Here is a 3766-nt window from a genome sequence, read left to right on the forward strand (position 1 = left end):
GGACCCGGTGCGCGGTGCCCGGTGGCCATAGGACCGGCGCCGGTCAATCCACGATCAATTTGCTGTTGTTCAGCAGCTGCGTGATGATCTGCTGATCCGTGGCGGCACCGGAATACAGCGTCTGCAGATTCACGCCTTCCAGGATGATCTGCTGGGTCTCGGCCGATGCCGAATAGCTTGCACCCACCGCATGGGAGTCCGCACCGAAGCCGCCCGTGTGGCTGACATGGACCCAGGTATCACCTCCCGTGATCTCGAAGTGCAGGTAGTTGGCCAGGTTGCCTGCGGCATTGCTGGGGCCTGCGGATTCACCCTGCAGCAGGTCGCGCAGGTCCAGTACATCACCGCCTGCGCCGTTGGTTCCCGCGGCCGCCGTGGCGAAGTTCTGGATTCGGTCCAAGGCCGGTGTTCCCGCCGCCCCCTGGTCTCCCAGCGACCAGACAAAGACATCCACGAAGTTCTCGCCCGCATCACCGCCGCTCATCAGATCGTTGCCGGGGCCACCGGCCAGCAGGTCCGTGCCCGACCCCACATTGAGGGTGTCGTCGCCGCTGCCGCCCATCAGCACATCGGAGCCTGCGCCCGCCGACAGGTTGTCGTCGCCAGCGCCTCCGAAAACGATGTTGTTTCCGCTGCCGGCGTTGATGGTGTTGGCGCCGTTGCCACCGGTGATGTATTCGCTGGCCGAGTTGCCCGTATGGTTGCCGCTCTCGGTCGTGGTGATATCCACGGTCGTATATGAGGCCTTGAGCGTGACCACGGTGGATGTCGATGCCGTGAAGCCGCCGCTCACCTCCGTCGCCGTGACCTGGACCGTGAGATTGGTGGCGTTCGTGGTGTAGCTGCCAGGCAGATTCAGGATGAGATTGGGCAGGTCGGCTTCGGTGAACTGCCAGACACCACCACCCAGGTTCGTGCCCGCATTGAAGGACAGATTGGTGGGCAGTCCACTGATCCTGATCGACAGGGTTTCCGAGCCATCCGTATCCACCAGCTTCGCGGTTATCGGAAACCTGACGCTGGTCCCGCCTGTGCCGTGTGCGATGGCCAGCAGGGACTTCAGGACAACGACCGAAGAAGCGCTAGCCGCTCCAACCGACAGATTGACCGTGCCGATACTGGTACCGCCGCGCCCATCGCTGACGTCGTAGAGAAAGCTGGCCGGTCCTTCGTAGCCTGCAGCGGGCGTGAACAGCACCCCGCCCGCCTGCGATGCAAGGCTGCCATTGATCGGCGAATGAGCCAAGGTGATGGTCAGGCTGTCGCCGTCGGCATCCGTGTCATTGGCCAGCAACGTGGCAAAGCTGATGCTACGCGGGATGTCCGTGGCAACCATCCATTGATCTGCCACGGCAACCGGTGCATCGTTCACGGGAGTGACCGTGATGGAAACGGTGACGATGTTTCCCATGGCCAGCCCATCGCTGGCACGGTAGGCAAAGCTGTCGGAAACCGTCTCGCTGCCGTTGTGGATATAGGTGAAGGTGCCATTGCCGTTCAGCGTCAGGGACCCGTTCGCCGGACCCGTCACCAGCACCGCGACGAGCGGATTGCCGTCAGGGTCCGTGTCGTTGGCCAGCACGCTGGTTGCACCGCTGGCAAGGACCGTGGCCACAGCGCCCTCGGCCACCACTATCGCATCGGAGACAGACACTGGCGGTTGATTGCCGGAGGGCGCAGCAGCAACCGTCACCGACACGCTGGCCGTGGCAAAGCCGCCCCTGCCGTCGCCAATGGTGTAGGTGAAGCTGTCGCTGCCGGTGAAGTTGGCGTTCGGCGTATAGACCGGATTGCCCGTGACGGCATCCACGACCACGGAACCGTGGGTGCCCTGGGTGATGCCGGAAACGGTCAGGCTGTCCCCATCCGCATCGCTGTCGTTCCCGCGCACGGCGATGGCGACGGATGTATCGGCATCGGTGGTGGCCGTATCGTTGCCGGCCACGGGCATCCGGTTCACGAAAACACTCAGCGTGCTGGACGCGCCGGTCTGCACGGTGTAGCCGATGGCCAGCGGATGGCCGCCGCTGTAGTTCGCATCCGCCTGGAAAGTGAAGCTGCCGTCTGCCTGCAGCGCGAAGGTCCCGCGCCCCGCCACGTTCCGGGAGCTGCCGGCCGCCACGGTCTGGCCTTCATAGGTGAAGCTGGCGACCACGAGCGCCCCATCGGCATCGGAATCGTTGGACAGCACATTGCCCGTGCGCTGCCCGGCCGTGTCCACCTGCACGCTGTCGGGCGCAAGCACGCTGGCGTGGCTGCCGTGCGCGGCGGCCGCCGCGTTGGCGCACAGCTGCGCCACATCCACCCAGCAGGAGCCGCCCGCCTCCAGCGTGGCGCCGACCGCGCAGGCGCTGCCGGGACGCGCGGCCGTCGTAGGAATCCTGCCCGGCACGCCCAGCGGAAAGCAGGTGTTCCACACAGGGTCCGTGATACCGGTGATTTTCAGCCGTAGCGATGTCTGGTTGCGGTAGACCACGGGCAGGAAGCCCTGCGGCGCGCCATCGGCACCCAGCGCTGTCGCCTGCACGGGAACGGTGAGCGTCTCGCCTGCGGCCTGGTTGAAGGTTTCCTGCAATTCCTGAATCTGGGCCTGCACCCGCTCGCCCCAGACCGCCGTGGCTGCGGTCATGACAACAGCACCGCCCATGGCCCAGGCACGCAGGCCGACCAGGGAGATCCGCCCTTTTTGCACACCCCGCACAAGGCAGGCCCCCAAGGCCAACGCCAGCAGCGCAAGAGCGCCAGGGTGGTCCACAGGAATCGCCGCCGGCGCCACGGCCGCCAGCGGTGCCGCAGTGATGCTCTGGGCCTGGGCTGCCGGCACGGCACAGGCCACGGCCAAGGCGCCCAACGCCTGTGCGAGCCCCGTGCCACGGGCAAGGAATTGGAAAAGTTGCAGCATGGGTCTGGCCTGGAAGAAAAGATCCGAAGATCCGAACAGGCGGGGAGCGGTCCCCGCCACTGCCTTCAGGCAGGCCACAAATGACTGCGCTGCTGACAATTTCTTACTCTAGACGACGGCCTGCGCAGCGCATATCCCTGAAAGCAGGTAATTGGCAGCTGAGAAGCTCTCCTGGTACACACCACTTGAAGGCCGTTGGCGTATTGCGTGCGGCTGAACAGCCAGGGGGCGGTGTTGCCGGCCAGCACGGCTGCGTCGGTGTCGCTGTGCAGGGTCTGCCGGTTGTCGGCGCCGCTGATCTCGAAGCTGCGGCGGGCGTGCAGGCCGTCCCACTGGATGCGTTCATAGGCCAGCGGGCTGTAGGTGGCCGTGCGGCCTTGCGTGGCCCTGTTCAGGCCCGCGTTGCTGAGGAATTTTTCTGCACGCAGGTTGCCTGCGTTGTAGCGGTACTGGGCCAGGGTCTGCGCGCCGCTGCCTTGGTCCTGCTCCACGCGGACGAGCTGGTCCTGGGCGTTCCAGTGGTAGCTGGTGGTGGAGGTGACGACACCCTTGGTCTGCGCCTGCGTGAGGCGGTTGCCGTTGGCGTCGTAGGTGTAGCTGGTGCTGGCCGCGCCGCTGATCTGCACGAGCTGGTCACGGCCGTTGTAGTGGTAGTCCAGCGTGCCTTCAGTGCCGAGGCACCCGTTTCCAGGCCGTTGGGGCTGCCGACAGGCGGACCCGTGGCACCGACGGTGGCGACCACGTTCTGCTGGATGCGCCGGCCTCCCGCATCCAGCTGCCAGGTGGTGCGGCGCTCGGGCGTGGTGTGGCTAGTAGGGCGGTCTTGAAGACTATATGTCCAGATTCCAAAAAAATTACAAAGAA

At 65.3% G+C, this 3766-nt stretch carries 2 protein-coding genes; both read right to left on the reverse strand.

Features of this window, described 5'->3' with window-relative positions:
- Nucleotides 1-43: 43 nt before the first annotated feature.
- Nucleotides 44-2902, reverse strand: a complete 2859-nt coding sequence (locus tag GRX31_RS20475; RefSeq protein WP_160854499.1) for a midcut-by-XrtH protein — start codon at nucleotides 2900-2902, stop codon at nucleotides 44-46.
- Nucleotides 2903-2967: 65 nt separating this feature from the next.
- Nucleotides 2968-3528 carry a hypothetical protein gene (locus tag GRX31_RS20480; protein WP_160854501.1) on the reverse strand — a complete coding sequence of 187 codons (561 nt, stop codon included), beginning with the start codon at nucleotides 3526-3528 and terminating at the stop codon, nucleotides 2968-2970.
- Between the last annotated feature and the right edge of the window lie 238 nt (nucleotides 3529-3766).

Origin of the sequence: Delftia sp. CH05 (assembly GCF_009827015.1) — a bacterium.
GTDB lineage: Bacteria > Pseudomonadota > Gammaproteobacteria > Burkholderiales > Burkholderiaceae_C > Comamonas > Comamonas tsuruhatensis.

Bases quoted from the DNA above. Each gene is read 5' to 3' on its own strand.
- GRX31_RS20475 (WP_160854499.1), bottom strand. From the start codon at position 2,902: ATGCTGCAACTTTTCCAATTCCTTGCCCGTGGCACGGGGCTCGCACAG.